Below are 14,909 nucleotides of genomic sequence, written 5' to 3'. Positions count from 1 at the left end.
ACCCCTCCCGACCCCCACCGGAACCCCGCGCTCCGCCCACCCCCAGGGCCCCCACGGGCATTCCGTTTGGGTTTTCGGACCGTCAACCGGAAGACTGCACCCGTGACGTCCCGTATCCCGCGCGACTCCAGGCTCCGACTCGTCCGCCCGCGACCCCTGGCCGCCGCCCCCCGAGCGATGGAACAGCGGCGCCCGCGCCGCCCCGCCCCCCGCCCGCCGGAGGGCACGCCCGCCCCCTCGGAACTGGCCGGAATGGCACGCGCCCAACTGGCCGGTGCCGCCCGCGTCGCCCGCTGGGCCGACGCCGCGCTGCGCCCCGGCCGCACCGGCGCCACCGCCGACGGCAAGGCCACCCTCTCCGACGCGACCGCCGAACGGGCGGCCCTCGAACTCGGTCTGACACCCGCCCAGGTCCGCGCCGACTGGGACACCGCCCGCCTCGCCGGACTGGTCGAGGTGCACGGCGGCAACGCCCGCCCCGGCTGGCGGCTGCGCGCCTGGGACCGCGACGACAGCGCCGTACTGCGCGGCTGGGTCGCCCTCTTCGACGCCTGGTCGCTCGCCCATCCGGAGCCCGCGCGGCAGCCCGCGGCCCTCGCCGAGGTCGTCTCGGCCATGCCCCAACTGCTCTCCTTCCTCCAGCTCTCCGCCGGGCCCGTCCCCGTCGCCCAACTCCTCGACCTGCTCGAACAACGCGTCCGCGAACTGCGCACCGAACGCTGCGAGATCCCCTACGGCCCCCAGCCCGAACCCCAGCCCCAGCAGTTGGACGACACCCCGCTCGCCCCGCTCCTGGACTGGGCCCTCGGCGCCCTCGCCGCCGTCGGCGCCCTCACCTACGGCGACGGACAGGCCACCCTGACCCCGCTCGGGAGCTGGGCGGTCTGGGTCAAGCTGGAGCAGATCTGCGTCGCCGCGCAGAGCCCCGCGGGCAACATCGAGGCGTCCGCCGAGGAGATGCTGCGCGGCTGCGCCCAGCTCCGCCCCAACGCCGCCCGCGCCGAGTACCGCGCCTGGCTCGCCGCCCGCACCGTCGGCGGCGCCGTCACCGAACTCCTCGACGCCGCCCGCGGTGAGGACGCCCTGCTGCGCGGCCTCGCCTTCGAGGCGCTGCGCGTCGTCGGCGCCCCCGCCGAGCCCGAGGTGCGCGCCGTCCTGGACGAGCCGACGCTGCGGCCCTACGCGCTGCTGTGGCTCGCGGAGCACGACGGCACCGACCCCGAGGACGCCCACGAGGTGCTCACCCGGGAGGAGGCCACCTGGCTCTGGGTCGACACCGCCGCCGCCGTCGCCGACCACGGCGAGGCCCCGCTGCTGGTGCGGCACCTGGAGTCCGCGGTGCAGCCGACCGTGCCCGCGCTGCTCGACGAGGTGCGCGCCGTCGGCCACCCGCGCACCGTGCAGGTGCTCGTCGCGCTGGCCGCCGCGCACCCCGACCCGGCGCTGGCCAAGGCGGTGCGCCGCGCGGCCTTCCAGGTGCACACCGGGGGGAGCTGACCCGGGCCCCGCCCCCGCCGCGTCCCGGTCCGGCCCGGCTCAGACCGTGATCTCGGGGGCGTACGTCCCGAAGCTCCAGACGTTGCCCTCGATGTCGCGGGCCATGTAGTCGCGGGAGCCGTAGTCCTGGTCGGTCGGCTGCATCAGGATCTCCGCGCCGTGGTCCACGGCCCGCTGGTGGTGTGCGTCGACGTCGTCCACGACGACGTACACCCCCGTCGGGCCCGCGCCCTTCATCGCCTCGTCGAAGCGCCCGCCGCGGCCCTTGGAGCCGAGCATCACCACCCCGCCGCCCTGCGCCAGCTCGGCGTGCAGCACCGAGCCGTCCTCGCCCTCGTACACGGACAGCTCGGTGAAGCCGAACGCCTCCGTGAGCTGCCGGATCGCCGCCTTCGCGTCGGCGTACAACAACGTGGGGCAGATCCCCGGACGCCCACCGCTCGCGCCTGCCATGCCGATCACTCCCTCGTGAGAGACCCTCGGAACCCGTCTGCCGCCCAGTCTCGCAGCCAGCACGGACAACGCCCCGGAAAAACGGCTTGCGCCGCCCCGTTAGACTGGCCCCATGGCCATTCTCCTCGCGCATTAGACGGCGGGAACGTCCTCAGCCGCCCACCCCGCCCTCCCATCCGCCCTGGAGTCTGTCCGTGATCTCCGCCTCCGGCATCGAGCTGCGCGCCGGTGCCCGTGTCCTCATCGAGTCCGCCACCTTCCGCGTCGCCAAGGGCGACCGCATCGGCCTGGTCGGCCGCAACGGCGCGGGCAAGACCACCCTCACCAAGTGCCTCGCGGGCGAGGGCATCCCCGCCGCGGGCACCATCACCCGCTCCGGCGAGGTCGGCTACCTCCCGCAGGACCCCCGCACCGGCGACCTCGACATGCTCGCCCGCGACCGCATCCTCTCCGCCCGCGGCCTCGACGTACTGATCCGCAAGATGCGCGACAACGAACAGCGCATCGCCAGCGGCAAGGGCGCCACCCGCGACAAGGCCATGAAGCAGTACGAGCGCCAGGAGACGGAGTTCCTCACCAAGGGCGGGTACGCCGCCGAGGCCGAGGCCGCCACCATCGCCGCCGCGCTGAACCTGCCCGACCGGGTGCTCGGCCAGCCCCTGCACACCCTCTCCGGCGGTCAGCGCCGCCGTATCGAGCTGGCCCGCATCCTGTTCTCCGACGCGGACACCCTGCTCCTCGACGAGCCGACGAACCACCTCGACGCCGACTCGATCGTCTGGCTGCGCGACTACCTCAAGACCTACCGCGGCGGCTTCATCGTGATCTCCCACGACGTCGACCTCGTCGACACGGTCGTCAACAAGGTGTTCTACCTGGACGCCAACCGCGCCCAGATCGACATCTACAACATGGGCTGGAAGCTCTACCAGCAGCAGCGCGAGGCCGACGAGAAGCGCCGCAAGCGCGAGCGCGCCAACGCCGAGAAGAAGGCCGCCGCCCTGCACTCGCAGGCCGACAAGATGCGCGCCAAGGCCACCAAGACGGTCGCCGCGCAGAACATGGCCCGCCGCGCCGACAAGCTGCTCGCCGGTCTGGAGGCCGTCCGGCAGTCCGACAAGGTCGCCAAGCTGCGCTTCCCCGAGCCCGCGCCCTGCGGCAAGACCCCGCTGATGGCCGAGGGCCTGTCGAAGTCGTACGGCTCGCTGGAGATCTTCACCGACGTCGACCTGGCCATCGACAAGGGCTCCCGCGTGGTCATCCTCGGCCTCAACGGCGCGGGCAAGACCACCCTGCTGCGGCTGCTCGCCGGGGTGGAGCAGCCCGACACCGGCATGGTCGTCCCCGGCCACGGACTCAAGCTCGGCTACTACGCCCAGGAGCACGAGACCCTCGACCCGGAGCGCACGGTGCTGGAGAACATGCGCTCCGCCGCCCCCGACATGGACCTCGTGGAGGTCCGGAAGGTGCTCGGCTCGTTCCTGTTCTCCGGCGACGACGTCGACAAGCCCGCCGCGGTCCTCTCCGGCGGCGAGAAGACCCGGCTCGCCCTGGCCACCCTGGTGGTCTCCTCGGCGAACGTCCTCCTCCTCGACGAGCCGACCAACAACCTCGACCCGGCCAGCCGCGAGGAGATCCTCGGCGCGCTGCGCACCTACAAGGGCGCGGTCGTCCTGGTCACCCACGACGAGGGCGCCGTCGAGGCGCTCCAGCCGGAGCGGATCATCCTGCTGCCGGACGGCGTGGAGGACCTGTGGGGCTCCGACTACGCCGATCTCGTCGCCCTCGCTTGATCGAATGAGTGATCCACGGGGGATGGATCATTCGGCCCATCGGTGATCCACCATCTGTGTGAGATCTCCTCGTACCGAGGTGTGTCCTACATCGATTTCGCGGCCGAGTTCCCCGTCGCGGGGGGCTCGGCCGCGACGCGTTTCTGACCTGCGTCTTCGCGGGGGAACCCGTTCGGCGGTACGGGCGCGACCCTTTGGAATTGGCTGTTCCGCTTGTGTGGACGTGCTCCTGTCGTCAAAACCCTCTCGCATGGACCTTGCCGAATGGGTGGCCATGACGGCCCGGAGGGGTGATCATGAGGAGACCAGAGCGCACTTCCCATGAGGAGGCACGGGTGGCCGAGACTCTGAAGAAGGGCAGCCGGGTGACCGGCGCCGCGCGCGACAAGCTCGCGGCAGACCTGAAGAAGAAGTACGACGCCGGTGCGAGCATCCGGGCGTTGGCCGAGGAGACCGGCCGCTCGTATGGCTTCGTGCACCGGATGCTCAGTGAGTCGGGCGTCACGCTGCGAGGGCGTGGCGGGGCGACACGGGGCAAGAAGGCCGCCTCGGCCTGACCCCCGGGCGGCCCACCGTCTCCGAGGGTGACCACCCGGTCGGGCGACCGATCGGCCGGGTGGTTACTGTGCAGTCACTTATGACCGCACCCATCGGAGGCGTCCCATGGCTTCGCTCGACTCGGTAACCGAACCGGTACTCGACAAGGACGGCGTACGGCTCACCGTCGACGACGCGGTCGCGACGGTGACGCTGACCAACCCGGCCAAGCGCAACGCGCAGAGCCCCGCTCTGTGGCGGGCGCTGGCCGAGGCGGGCCGCCTGCTGCCGGGCACCGTCCGCGTGGTCGTGCTGCGCGCCGAGGGGAAGTCCTTCTCGGCCGGGCTCGACCGGCAGGCGTTCACGCCCGAGGGCTTCGACGGCGAGCCGTCCTTCATCGACCTGGCACGCGGCGGTGACGCCGAGCTGGACGCGACCATCGCCGAGTACCAGGAGGCGTTCACCTGGTGGCGGCGCAGCGACATCGTCTCCATCGCCGCCGTCCAGGGGCACGCCATCGGCGCCGGGTTCCAGCTCGCCCTCGCGTGTGACCTGCGCGTCGTCGCGGACGACGTGCAGTTCGCCATGCGGGAGACCAGCCTGGGCCTGGTGCCGGACCTGACCGGGACGCACCCCCTGCTGGCCCTCGTCGGCTACGCCCGCGCGCTGGAGATCTGCGCGACGGGACGCTTCGTCGGGGCCGCGGAGGCCGAGCGCACCGGGCTGGCCAACCTCGCCGTGCCCGCGGACCAGCTGGACGACGCGGTGCGGGACCTGGCCGCGGCACTGCTGGCCGCGCCCCGGGACGCCGTCATCGAGACCAAGGCGCTGCTGCGCGGCGCGCAGGAGCGGTCGTTCGAGGAGCAGCGGGTCGCGGAGCGGGCCGCGCAGGCGCGGCGGCTGCGGGACCTGGCCGGGGTCGGTGAGTAGCGGGCGCGTCAGAGCACGGCGGTGACCAGCACCGCCACCGACGGGTGGCCGGGCAGCGCCTCGCCCACCCGGGCGCGGACCTCCCGCGCCACGTCCACCGCCCGGTGGTCCGCCCGCACCGCCAGCTCCAGCCGGACGTGCGGGCGCGGCAGGGCGGCGTCCGCGCCGCTGTCGGTGAGGTGGACGGGTCGGCCCAGGGCGCCCGTCAGGCGGTCCACGCCGGGTACGGCGAGGGCCGCCGCCGCGGCCCGCGCCTCCGTGGGCTCCGTCGCCTCCCGGGCCCGCGGCGGCTCCGGCGCTGGCGTGCGCTCCGGGGCCCCGCCGTCCTCCAGCAGGCCCTCCTCCAGCAGGCCCGTCACCCGCAGGTCGATCTCCGCCACCGTCAGGCCCAGCCGCCGTGCCGCCGCCTCCGCCAGGGCCGTGCGCAGCCGGGCCGCCGACGCCGGGAGCGGTTCGGCGGACGACGCCTCGAAGTCCGCGGTCAGCCGCAGCGGGCCGGGCGGCAGCGCGCTGGGCGGCGCCGGTACGGCGGGGTCGTAGGTGTGCTCCGGGTCGGCGAGGCCGATCCTCGTCCGGCCCAGCCGTACCCCGGGCACCGCGAGCGCCGCGTGCTCCAGTACCGTCCGGGCCGCGCCCTCCGTCAGCCAGGCGCCGTCGCGCGGGCCGCCCAGCGGGAGGAGTCTGCCGAGGCCGAGCTGCTGCCGTACCGCCTGTGTCCAGTCCGCCGTCATTCCTCCAGCCTGCCCCATTCCTGAAGCGCGGTGCGGCAACCCGGCTTACGGTGGTCGAAGGACGACCACCGAAAGGGACGTACGGCGATGACCGACATGGACCAGAACCGCACGCAGACCCCCGAGGGCCAGGGCGAGCCGCAGACCAGTACCCGCAAGACGGCCACCCGGCGCGGTGGCGGCGACCCGGGCACCCGGGGCCGCACCACCATCGCCGACGGCGTCGTGGAGAAGATCGCCGGACTCGCCGCCCGGGACGTTCTGGGCGTGCACGCCATGGGCAGTGGGATCAGCCGCACCTTCGGGGCGGTACGCGACCGGGTGCCCGGCGGATCGAAATCGGTGACCCGAGGGGTCAAGGCAGAGGTCGGTGAGGTGCAGACCGCGCTGGACCTGGAGATCGTCATCGAGTACGGCGTCTCGATCGCGGACGTCGCGCGGGCCGTGCGGGAGAACGTCATCGCGGCCGTGGAGCGGATGACCGGTCTCGAGGTCGTCGAGGTCAACATCGCGGTGAGCGATGTGAAACTCCCGGACGAAGAGGAAGAGGAGCCGGAGCCCCGGATCCAGTGACGCGCACAACTGAACGGCTGAGGAGCGCACCATGAGCATGGCCGTGGTCGGCATGATCGCCGGGATGGCGTTGGGCTTCGCCGGCTACTTCGGTGGATTCGGCGCCTTCCTGCTGGTGGCGGCCCTGGGCGCCGTCGGGTTCATCGTCGGCCGGTTCCTGGAGAGCGACCTGGACCTCGGTGACTTCTTCCGTCCGCGTGACGACCGGCGGCGGTGAAGCGCGTGAACGGTACGGCGCAGGAGGCGGCCGGTGCGGCCCACGGACCCCTGGCCGTCGTCCCGCCGGGGGAGCGCGGCGCCCTGCGGATCGCTGACCGGGTCGTCGCCAAGGTCGCCGGGCAGGCGGCGCGCGAGGCGCTCGGCCCCCTGCCGCCGGACGCCTCCCGCCCGCACGCCAGCGTGGTGGTCCACCGGGACACCGCCCGGGTCCGCGTCCACCTGGAACTGGGCTACCCCGGCGCGATCGGCGCCCAGTGCGGGGCGGTGCGTCGCCGTGTCGCGGAGCGGGTGAACGCGTTGGTGGGCATGGAGGTGCCGGAGGTCGCCGTCCACGTGGAGCGGCTGCACCTGACCCCGGCGCACGGCGCGGCACAGGGGAGGACGCGATGAGCGAGCCCCAGAGCCCCCAGGGTTCCCCGGGCTACCCGGGCTCCGGCAGCACCCAGCGGCTGCCGGTCATCGAGAAGCCGGACGGCGGCGCCTTCGACCAGTCCGCGTCGGGCGCCTCCTGGGAACCGGCGCCGACCGCGCTCGACGGCGACGGGCGGGAGAGGCGGCGCTTCTGGTCCGCGCGGCGCGTCCCCGCCGCCGTCGTCGCCGTGCTGACGCTGGGCGTCGTGGGGCTGTTCCTCTACGACATCGCCGCGGTCCGCGCCGACCGGCCGGGGATGCGCTGGCGCCGCGAACTCGCCGACCAGCTCGCCCACCGGCCCCTGGACGACACCTGGGTGCGGGTCGGCGCCGGGGTCGCCGCCGCGCTCGGGCTGTGGCTGCTCCTGCTGGCGGTGACGCCGGGGCTGCGCGGTGTGCTGCCGATGCGGCGGGTCCGTCCCGACGTGCGGGCCGGGCTGCACCGCGACGCCGCCGCGACCGTGCTGCGGGACCGGGCGGTCGAGGTGTCCGGGGTGCAGTCGGTGCGGGTGCGGGTGCGCCGCCGCAAGGCCGATGTGCGGGCGGTCTCGCACTTCCGTGAACTGGACGACGTACGCGCTGATCTGGACACCGCGCTCGCCGACGCGGTCGGGACGCTGGGCCTGGCCCGGCCGCCCGCGCTGTCGGTGCGGGTGCGGCGGCCCGGCCGGAAGGGGTGACCGCGGTGCTCAAGTCCGTCAACCGGGTGCTGCTCGGGCTCGTGGGCCTGGTCCTGGTGGTGCTCGGCGGTGCCGTCCTCGCCGTCGGGTTCGGGGTGGAGCCGCCGTCGTGGTGGCTGCACCAGGGCCCCGACGACGTGCTGCTCAGCGACGCCGAGCGGACCCGGTGGCGGGACGAGGGCTGGTGGTGGCCGGTCGTCATCGCGGCCCTCGCGGTGCTGCTGCTGCTCGCCCTGTGGTGGCTGACGGCCGTGCTGCGCCGCCGTCGGCTGGGTGAGGTGCTGATCGACACCGGTGACGGGGAGAGCGCGCTGCTGCGCGGCCGGGCCATGGAGGACGCCCTCGCCGCCGAGGCCGTCCACCTCGACGGCGTCTCCCGCGCCCACGTCCACCTCACCGGCCGCCGCACCGCGCCCGCCGCGCGGGTACGGCTGCTGGTGGAGCCCGACGTCGCCCCCGCCGCCGCGCTGCGCGACCTCACCGAGGGGGCCATCGGGCACGCCCGGGACTCCGCGGGCCTCGCGTCGCTGCCCACGGAGGTCCGGCTGCGCGGCGTGCGGCACCGCGCGGAGCGGGTGTCGTGACGGGCCGTCAGAAGCCGTGGCGGGCGCCGCCGTCGAGGGGCAGCATGACGCCCGTCAGATAGGACGCCGCGGGGGAGAGGGCGAACGCCGCCGCGCGCCCGAACTCCTCCGGCGTGCCGTAGCGGCGCAGCGGGATACGGGACTCCGCCGCCGCCCGGGTCGCCTCGGGGTCGGCGGACAGGGCGTCCAGCTCGCGCACCCGGTCGGTGTCGAAGCGGCCCGGCAGCAGGCCGACGACGCGGATGCCGCGCGGCCCCAGCTCCACGGAGAGCGACTTGGCCAGCCCGGCGAGCCCGGGGCGCAGGCCGTTGGAGATGGTCAGGCCCGGGATCGGCTCGTACACCGAGCCCGACAGCACGAAGCCGATGACGCCGCCCGGCTCCAGCTCCGCCGCCGCCGTCCTCGCCAGCCGCGCGGCGCCCAGGAACACCGACTCGAACGCCGTACGCCACTGGTCGTCGCTGTTGTCGGCGATGAACCCGGGCGGCGGGCCGCCGACGCTGACGAGGATGCCGTCGAGGCCGCCGAACCGTTCCCGCGCGGCGGCGACCAGCCGGGCGGGGGCGTCCGGGTCGCCGTTGTCCGCGGCCAGCCCGGCCGCGCCGGGGCCGAGTTCGGCCGCCGCCTCCGCGACGCGCCCCTCGTCCCGCCCGGTGATGACCACCTTCGCCCCGTCGGCCAGCAGGGCGCGCGCGGTGGCGTTGCCCAGTCCGCGCGTGGCCCCGGTGACGACGTACACCCGGTCCTTCAGTCCAAGATCCATGGTCCCTATCCTGCCCCGTCGTCCCCGTAGAGGGCGAGGGCGGTGTTCACCAGGCCGATGTGGCTGAACGCCTGCGGGAAGTTGCCGAGCTGGCGGTCGGCCACCGGGTCGTACTCCTCCGACAGCAGTCCGACGTCGTTGGTGCGCTCGACCAGCCGCTCGAACAGCTCCTCGGCCTCCTTGCGGCGGCCGGTCGCGTGCAGCGCGTCCGCCAGCCAGAACGAGCAGACCAGGAACGTGCCCTCGCCGCCGGGCAGCCCGTCGACGACCGCCTCGTCCGCGGTGTAGCGGCGCAGGAAGCCGTGGTGGCTTAGCTCGGCGCGGATCGCGTCGATGGTGCCGGTCACCCGCGGGTCGTGTGGCGGGAGGAAGCCCACGCGGGCGACGAGCAGCAGCGAGGCGTCCAGTTCCGGGGAGCCGTAGGACTGGGTGAAGGTGTTCCGTTCGGCGTCGTAGCCCTTCTCGCACACCTCGCGGTGCACCTCGTCGCGCAGTTCCCGCCAGCCCTCCAGATCGCCCTCCAGTTGCGGGTACGACTCCAGCGCGCGCACCGCCCGGTCGGCGGCCACCCACACCATCACCTTGGAGTGCGTGAACTGGCGGCGCCCGCCGCGCACCTCCCACAGGCCCTCGTCCGGCTGCCGCCACGCCGTGCGCAGGAACTCCAGCAGCGCGACCTGGAGCGCCCACACGTCCGGCCGGGAGTGCAGCCCCGCGCGCCGGGCCAGCGCCAGGGAGTCCATCACCTCGCCGTAGACGTCGAGCTGCAACTGGCGTACGGCGTCGTTGCCGACCCGGACCGGGGCGGTGCCCGCGAACCCGCTCAGCCAGGGCACCTCGTACTCGGTCAGCCGCCGCTCGCCCGCCAGGCCGTACATGATCTGGAGGTCGGCCGGGTCGCCCGCGACCGCGCGCAGCAGCCAGTCGCGCCACGCCTCGGCCTCCTCGACGTAGCCCGCCGCCGTCAGCGCGCCCAGGGTGAGGGTGGAGTCACGCAGCCAGCAGTAGCGGTAGTCCCAGTTGCGGACCCCGCCGAGTTCCTCGGGCAGCGAGGTGGTGGGGGCGGCGACGATGCCGCCGGTCGGCTTGTAGGTGAGCGCCTTGAGGGTGATCAGGGAGCGGATGACGGCGTCCCGGTGCGGGCCGTCGTAGCGGCAGCGCGCGGTCCACGCCCGCCAGTCGGCGACGCTGTGCCGCAGCGACTCGTGGGGGTTGACCAGTGGGGGGCGCGGCTCGTGGGAGGGGTGCCAGGTCAGGACGAAGGCGACCTGCTGCCCGGCGGTGACGGTGAACTCGGCGTGCGTGCCGAAGTCCTCGCCCCAGGTGTGCACCTCGGGCTCGCTGCGCAGCCACACCGAGTCCGGGCCCGCGACCGCCACCCGGTGCCCGTCGGACCTGCGCACCCACGGCACGACGGAGCCGTAGTCGAAGCGCAGCCGGAGCGTGGAGCGCATGGTCACGCTGCCGCGCAGGCCCTCCACGATCCGTACGACGTCGGGGGCGCGGTCCCGCTGCGGCATCAGGTCGGTGACGCGCACCGCGCCGTGCGGGGTCTCCCACTCGGTGTCCAGGACCAGGGTGTCGGGGCGGTAGGCGCGCCGGGTGCACGGGCCGGTCGCGTCCTTCGGGGCGAGCCGCCAGTGGCCGTTGTCCTCGTCGCCGAGCAGCCGCGCGAAGCAGGCCGCCGAGTCGAACCGTGGCAGGCAGAGCCAGTCCACCGAGCCGTCCCTGCCGATGAGCGCGGCGGTCTGTTCGTCGCCGATGATCGCGTAGTCCTCGATGCGCCGGTCCACGCAGGTGCGGGTTCCCGGGGGAGGTGGGGGGCAATCAGGGGGAGCGGCTGGGCGGGTGACGCGGGCCGTGTGCGTCAGACCGTGGCCGGTTCCGGCTCGGTCGGCTCCGGCGTCTCGGCCGTCGCCGCCGCCCGGTCGCGGGCCTCGCGGCGGACCAGGATGACCCAGCCGGTGGGCACGCCCGCGGCGAACAGCCACCACTGGACCGCGTAGGCCATGTTCAGCGCGGCGTTCTCCCGGCCCGGGTCGCCGAGCTGCTCCGGGGTGTCGCCCGTGGGTTCGGGTGCCGTCTGGACGACGTAGCCGCCGAGCACCCGGGCGCCGAGGCGGTCCGCCTCCCGCTCGCTGCTGATGAGCATGATCTGCCGGTCCGGCAGGTCGTCGAGGTCCCGGATGCCGCTCGCCTCGGTCGTCTCGTCGGGCATCAGACGGCCGGTGACGGTGGTCTCACCGCGCGGCGGCGCCGGGATCTCGGGGAACGCGGTCTGGCTGTCGGGGTCGGCGGGGATCCAGCCCCGGTTGACGAGCAGGACCCTGCCGTCGGTCAGGACGAACGGGGTCAGGACGTGGTAGCCGATCCGGTCGTTTCCGTTGGTGCGGCGGCGGACGACGACCTCGTCGTCGGTGTCGAACCGGCCCTTCGCGGTGACCGTGCGGTACCGCTCCGCGCGGGTCACGGTGTGCCCCGGGGACGTCAGCCGCTCCACCGGCACCGGGTCGGCGGCCAGCGCGTCCTCGACGAGCTGGTTGCGGGCGGCGCGCTCGTCGTGCCGGTGTAGCTGCCAGAAGCCGAGCCAGATCATCGTGGGGATGAGCAGCAGGGCGACCAACGTGGTGATCACCCACTGGCGGGACAGAAGGAAGCGGTACACCCCACGACCGTACAACTCGGTCGTGGGGTGCCTTCAGCCGGGTGCGCGGTGGCCCCGGGGTGGGGCCGGGGTCACACCTTGTCGACGATGCCCACCCTGCCCTCCGCGCGGGCGCAGTGGGCGCCGCAGTACCAGTGGCCCTCGACCTCCACGCCCTGGCCGATGATCTGCACCCGGCAGTGCTCGCAGATGGGGGCCATGCGGTGGATCGCGCAGGAGAAGCAGTCGAAGACGTGGACCGCGCCCTGGGCGTGCACCTCGAAGGTCATACCGTAGTTGTTGCCGCAAACTTCGCATGTCGCCATGGGGCACAGGGTGGGCCGTCGGCGCGGCGCGGGCGAGCGGGTGGCGGGCGAGTCGCCGGGAATCACCCGTCCGTACGGCTCACCCCTCCGACGCCGGTTCCACGTCACCGAGGAGCTGTCCGAAGGCCGCCTCGTCGACCACCGGGGTGCCGTACTGCCGGGCCTTGACCACCTTCGAGGTGCCCGAGTCGGGGTCGTTGGTGACCAGCAGGCTGGTTAGCCGGGACAGGCTCGTCGCGACGTGCAGCCCGGCCTCGGTGGCGCGGTCCTCCAGCAGCTCCCGCTCGACGGAGGTGTCCCCGGAGAACGCCACCCGCATCCCCTGCTTGAGGCGTTTGCCCGCTTCGTACCGGCCTGGGTTGGGATAGGGACAGGCGGGTCTCTTGCGGGCGGGGCGCCAACTGCTCGCCCGGTACCCGCCGTAGCCGCCGGGGCCGCCCGCCTGCTGGCCGATCCGCGGTGCCGGGCGGTCCGCCCACTCGGTCAGCGGACGGCACTCGTGCAGCGGCAGCCGCACCCCGCCCTCGGCGGCGGCCCGCAGGCTCGGCCGGAACGCCTCCGCCAGCACCCGCGCGTCGTCCAGCGCGTGGTGCGCCCGGCGCTGCACCACGCCGAAGTGCGCGGCGAGGGACTCCAGCTTGTGGTTGGGCAGCGGCAGCGCCAGCTCCTTGGCGAGCGCGATGGTGCACAGCCGCTGCCGCACCGGCGCCTCGCGCTCCGCGCGCGCGTACTCCCGGGCGATCATCTGCCAGTCGAAGACGGCGTTGTGCGCGACGAGGACCCGGCCGTCGAGCCGGGCCGCGAACTCCTCGGCGACGTCCGCGAACAGGGGCGCGTCGCGCAGCACCTCGCTCGTCAGGCCGTGGATCCACACCGGGCCCGGGTCGCGCTCCGGGTTGACGAGCGTGTACCAGTGGTCCTCGACCTCGCCGCGGGCGTCCAGCCGGTAGACGGCCGCGGAGACGATCCGGTCGTCGCGGGCCAGGCCGGTGGTCTCCACGTCAACGACCGCGTATCCCTGGGGATACGCGGTCGGCCACGCGGTGAGGGGCGACCCTGCGGTCGTGCGGTCTTCGAGCATGGTCCCTGAGGATACGGGCCGGGACTGACAGCGCCCGCCCGAACCCGCCCGCCGCCGGTGTCCATTGGCGGAGATCGCCAACAAGCAAGCGCGTACCGCCGGTAATACTTGTCGGTAACAACGTCTAGCCGTGGCCCGCTGGCGGTCCTACCGTGCAGCCATGCCGAACCTCCCCGATGTCGTGGTCTGGTCGATACCCGCCTTCGTGCTGCTCACCGTCGTCGAGATGATCAGCGTCCGGCTCCATCCCGACGAGGACGCGGCCGGGTACGAGGCGAAGGACGCCGCGACCAGCCTCACCATGGGACTCGGCAGCCTCGGCTTCGACTTCCTGTGGAAGATCCCGATCGTCGCCCTCTACACCGCGCTCTACGAACTCACGCCGCTGCGCGTGCCCGTGCTGTGGTGGACGGTCCCGCTGATGCTCCTCGCGCAGGACTTCTTCTACTACTGGTCCCACCGCGGCCACCACGTCATCCGCGTCCTGTGGGCCTGCCACGTCGTCCACCACTCCAGCCGGAAGTTCAACCTCACCACCGCGCTGCGCCAGCCCTGGACCTCTCTGACCGTCTGGCCGTTCTACGTCCCCCTCGTCGCCCTCGGCGTCCACCCGGCGGCGCTCGCGTTCTGCTCCTCCGCGAGCCTCGTCTACCAGTTCTGGATCCACACCGAGCGGATCGACAAGATGCCCCGCTGGTTCGAGTACGTCCTCAACACCCCGAGCCACCACCGGGTGCACCACGCCTCGCAGGGCGGCTACCTGGACCGGAACTTCGGCGGCATCCTCATCGTCTGGGACCGCCTCTTCGGCTCCTTCGTCGCCGAGACCGAGCGCCCGGTGTACGGGCTGACCAAGAACATCGACACCTACAACCCGCTGAAGGTCGCCACCCACGAGTACGTCGCCATCGCCAGGGACCTGCGGGCGGCGCGGAGTTGGCGCGAGCGCGCCGGGCGGGTCTTCCGCGGGCCGGGCTGGGCCCCGGCGCCGAACCCGGCCGCCGCCGCGGAGCCGTCCGAGAAGACCGTGCCCGCGTGACGCTCCCGCGCGCGACGCTCGCCGCCTTCCTCCTCACGCTCGCCGCCGACCTGGCCGCGCTGGCGGCGGACCTCGACGCCGGGCACACGGTGGCCAAGGCGCTCCTCATGCCGCTGCTCGCCGCGTACGCCCGCCTCTGCGGCGCCCCGCGACTCCTGCTCGCGGCGCTGCTGTTCGGCTGGGGCGGGGACCTCCTGCTGCTGTCGGAGGCCGAGCCCGCCTTCCTCGCGGGGATGGCCTCCTTCGCGGGCGGCCACGTCTGCTACCTCGTCCTGTTCGCGCGGTACGGCACCGCACGCGCGCGTGGCCTGCTCCCGGGCTACGTCACCGCCCTCGCCGTCACCGTCGCGCTGCTGTGGCCCGGACTGCCCGCCGACCTCCGCGCCCCCGTCGCCGGGTACAGCCTGCTGCTCACCGCCATGGCGTACGGCGCGACCAGGCTCGGCCCCCTCGCCGCGACGGGCGGGGCGCTGTTCCTGCTGTCGGACACGCTGATCGCCACCGGCGTCGCCGACTGGCCCCAGCTCCCGGCCCCCGACCTGTGGGTGATGCTGACGTACGGGGCGGCGCAGGCGCTGCTGGTCCTGGGCGCCCTCACCACGCTCACCAAGGGCGGCGCCCGCGCGAGCCTCCCGGCGACCGCCTGAC

General features: G+C 73.9%; 18 protein-coding genes. 11 read left to right on the top strand and 7 right to left on the bottom strand.

Annotation, left to right across the window (positions count from 1 at the left end; genetic code table 11):
* Positions 1–102 precede the first annotated feature (102 nt).
* A complete protein-coding gene (locus ACFQZ6_RS07895) occupies positions 103–1,497 on the top strand; it encodes a hypothetical protein (RefSeq protein WP_381606022.1) in 1,395 nt (464 codons plus the stop codon).
* Positions 1,498–1,536: 39 nt separating this feature from the next.
* Here ACFQZ6_RS07895 and ACFQZ6_RS07890 read toward each other — a convergent pair whose 3' ends face one another.
* Positions 1,537–1,950, bottom strand: coding sequence for a VOC family protein (locus ACFQZ6_RS07890; RefSeq protein WP_381606020.1), 414 nt, complete (start codon positions 1,948–1,950; stop codon positions 1,537–1,539).
* Positions 1,951–2,144: 194 nt separating this feature from the next.
* Between ACFQZ6_RS07890 and ACFQZ6_RS07885 the strand changes: the two genes are divergently transcribed.
* From ACFQZ6_RS07885 to ACFQZ6_RS07875, 3 genes are all read left to right on the top strand, one after another.
* Complete coding sequence (locus ACFQZ6_RS07885) at positions 2,145–3,743, top strand: ABC-F family ATP-binding cassette domain-containing protein (RefSeq protein ID WP_381606017.1); 1,599 nt, start codon at positions 2,145–2,147, stop codon at positions 3,741–3,743.
* A gap of 335 nt (positions 3,744–4,078) precedes the next feature.
* On the top strand, positions 4,079–4,300 hold the full coding sequence (locus ACFQZ6_RS07880; RefSeq protein ID WP_018567695.1) for a helix-turn-helix domain-containing protein: 222 nt from the start codon (positions 4,079–4,081) through the stop codon (positions 4,298–4,300).
* A gap of 106 nt (positions 4,301–4,406) precedes the next feature.
* The gene (locus tag ACFQZ6_RS07875) at positions 4,407–5,210 is read left to right on the top strand and encodes an enoyl-CoA hydratase/isomerase family protein (protein WP_381606015.1); all 804 of its coding nucleotides are present in this window, start codon (positions 4,407–4,409) and stop codon (positions 5,208–5,210) included.
* Between the two features lie 8 nt (positions 5,211–5,218).
* Here ACFQZ6_RS07875 and ACFQZ6_RS07870 read toward each other — a convergent pair whose 3' ends face one another.
* Positions 5,219–5,941: a nucleopolyhedrovirus P10 family protein gene (locus ACFQZ6_RS07870; RefSeq protein WP_381606013.1), complete on the bottom strand. Its 723-nt coding sequence runs from the start codon at positions 5,939–5,941 to the stop codon at positions 5,219–5,221.
* 87 nt (positions 5,942–6,028) lie between these two features.
* On the opposite strand from ACFQZ6_RS07870, the gene ACFQZ6_RS07865 reads away from it, so the two are divergent.
* From ACFQZ6_RS07865 to amaP, 5 genes are read left to right on the top strand one after another with little or no spacing between them, the layout of a single operon-like run.
* Positions 6,029–6,514, top strand: a complete 486-nt coding sequence (locus tag ACFQZ6_RS07865; protein ID WP_381606011.1) for an Asp23/Gls24 family envelope stress response protein — start codon at positions 6,029–6,031, stop codon at positions 6,512–6,514.
* 31 nt (positions 6,515–6,545) lie between these two features.
* Positions 6,546–6,731, top strand: coding sequence for a hypothetical protein (locus ACFQZ6_RS07860; protein ID WP_381606008.1), 186 nt, complete (start codon positions 6,546–6,548; stop codon positions 6,729–6,731).
* Positions 6,732–6,736: 5 nt separating this feature from the next.
* Positions 6,737–7,123, top strand: a complete 387-nt coding sequence (locus tag ACFQZ6_RS07855; RefSeq protein ID WP_381606006.1) for an Asp23/Gls24 family envelope stress response protein — start codon at positions 6,737–6,739, stop codon at positions 7,121–7,123.
* Positions 7,120–7,824: a DUF6286 domain-containing protein gene (locus tag ACFQZ6_RS07850; protein WP_381606004.1), complete on the top strand. Its 705-nt coding sequence runs from the start codon at positions 7,120–7,122 to the stop codon at positions 7,822–7,824. The genes ACFQZ6_RS07855 and ACFQZ6_RS07850 overlap by 4 nt, the downstream gene beginning before the upstream one ends.
* The gene (amaP, locus tag ACFQZ6_RS07845; protein WP_381606002.1) at positions 7,821–8,408 is read left to right on the top strand and encodes an alkaline shock response membrane anchor protein AmaP; all 588 of its coding nucleotides are present in this window, start codon (positions 7,821–7,823) and stop codon (positions 8,406–8,408) included. Before ACFQZ6_RS07850 ends, amaP begins: the two co-directional genes overlap by 4 nt.
* A gap of 7 nt (positions 8,409–8,415) precedes the next feature.
* On the opposite strand, the gene ACFQZ6_RS07840 is transcribed toward amaP, so the two are convergent.
* The 5 genes from ACFQZ6_RS07840 to ACFQZ6_RS07820 all read right to left on the bottom strand — a co-directional run bounded on the left by ACFQZ6_RS07840 (position 8,416) and on the right by ACFQZ6_RS07820 (position 13,222).
* Positions 8,416–9,171, bottom strand: a complete 756-nt coding sequence (locus ACFQZ6_RS07840) for an SDR family oxidoreductase (RefSeq protein ID WP_381606000.1) — start codon at positions 9,169–9,171, stop codon at positions 8,416–8,418.
* A 5-nt stretch (positions 9,172–9,176) separates the two neighbouring features.
* Positions 9,177–10,964, bottom strand: a complete 1,788-nt coding sequence (locus ACFQZ6_RS07835) for a glycoside hydrolase family 15 protein (protein WP_381605998.1) — start codon at positions 10,962–10,964, stop codon at positions 9,177–9,179.
* A 74-nt stretch (positions 10,965–11,038) separates the two neighbouring features.
* On the bottom strand, positions 11,039–11,836 hold the full coding sequence (locus ACFQZ6_RS07830; RefSeq protein WP_381605996.1) for an SURF1 family cytochrome oxidase biogenesis protein: 798 nt from the start codon (positions 11,834–11,836) through the stop codon (positions 11,039–11,041).
* Positions 11,837–11,907: 71 nt separating this feature from the next.
* Entirely contained in the window at positions 11,908–12,141 is a 234-nt protein-coding gene (locus ACFQZ6_RS07825; RefSeq protein ID WP_079164494.1) for a hypothetical protein, read from the bottom strand.
* A gap of 79 nt (positions 12,142–12,220) precedes the next feature.
* Positions 12,221–13,222 (bottom strand): DEDDh family exonuclease, encoded by a 1,002-nt coding sequence (locus ACFQZ6_RS07820; protein ID WP_381605993.1) that lies wholly within the window; start codon positions 13,220–13,222, stop codon positions 12,221–12,223.
* A gap of 160 nt (positions 13,223–13,382) precedes the next feature.
* Here ACFQZ6_RS07820 and ACFQZ6_RS07815 point away from each other — a divergent pair, with 160 nt between their 5' ends.
* Together ACFQZ6_RS07815 and ACFQZ6_RS07810 are read left to right on the top strand one after the other, a co-directional pair.
* Positions 13,383–14,261, top strand: coding sequence for a sterol desaturase family protein (locus ACFQZ6_RS07815; RefSeq protein WP_381605991.1), 879 nt, complete (start codon positions 13,383–13,385; stop codon positions 14,259–14,261).
* Complete coding sequence (locus ACFQZ6_RS07810) at positions 14,258–14,908, top strand: lysoplasmalogenase (protein ID WP_381605989.1); 651 nt, start codon at positions 14,258–14,260, stop codon at positions 14,906–14,908. Before ACFQZ6_RS07815 ends, ACFQZ6_RS07810 begins: the two co-directional genes overlap by 4 nt.
* Position 14,909: the final 1 nt, after the last annotated feature.

The sequence above is a fragment of the Streptomyces flavalbus genome (assembly GCF_042674625.1).
Taxonomy (GTDB): Bacteria; Actinomycetota; Actinomycetes; order Streptomycetales; family Streptomycetaceae; genus Streptomyces; species Streptomyces flavalbus.
The sequence above is the reverse complement of the archived record's forward strand: the minus strand, read 5'-3'. Positions and strand labels throughout refer to the sequence as shown.

Excerpts from the sequence above, each read along its gene's own strand:
- ACFQZ6_RS07890 (WP_381606020.1), bottom strand. The coding sequence starts at position 1,950 with ATGGCAGGCGCGAGCGGTGGGCGTCCGGGGATCTGCCCCACGTTGTTG.
- ACFQZ6_RS07875 (WP_381606015.1), top strand. The coding sequence starts at position 4,407 with ATGGCTTCGCTCGACTCGGTAACCGAACCGGTACTCGACAAGGACGGC.
- ACFQZ6_RS07870 (WP_381606013.1), bottom strand. The coding sequence starts at position 5,941 with ATGACGGCGGACTGGACACAGGCGGTACGGCAGCAGCTCGGCCTCGGC.
- ACFQZ6_RS07865 (WP_381606011.1), top strand. The coding sequence starts at position 6,029 with ATGACCGACATGGACCAGAACCGCACGCAGACCCCCGAGGGCCAGGGC.
- ACFQZ6_RS07860 (WP_381606008.1), top strand. The coding sequence starts at position 6,546 with ATGAGCATGGCCGTGGTCGGCATGATCGCCGGGATGGCGTTGGGCTTC.
- ACFQZ6_RS07850 (WP_381606004.1), top strand. The coding sequence starts at position 7,120 with ATGAGCGAGCCCCAGAGCCCCCAGGGTTCCCCGGGCTACCCGGGCTCC.
- ACFQZ6_RS07840 (WP_381606000.1), bottom strand. The coding sequence starts at position 9,171 with ATGGATCTTGGACTGAAGGACCGGGTGTACGTCGTCACCGGGGCCACG.
- ACFQZ6_RS07825 (WP_079164494.1), bottom strand. The coding sequence starts at position 12,141 with ATGGCGACATGCGAAGTTTGCGGCAACAACTACGGTATGACCTTCGAG.
- ACFQZ6_RS07820 (WP_381605993.1), bottom strand. The coding sequence starts at position 13,222 with ATGCTCGAAGACCGCACGACCGCAGGGTCGCCCCTCACCGCGTGGCCG.
- ACFQZ6_RS07815 (WP_381605991.1), top strand. The coding sequence starts at position 13,383 with ATGCCGAACCTCCCCGATGTCGTGGTCTGGTCGATACCCGCCTTCGTG.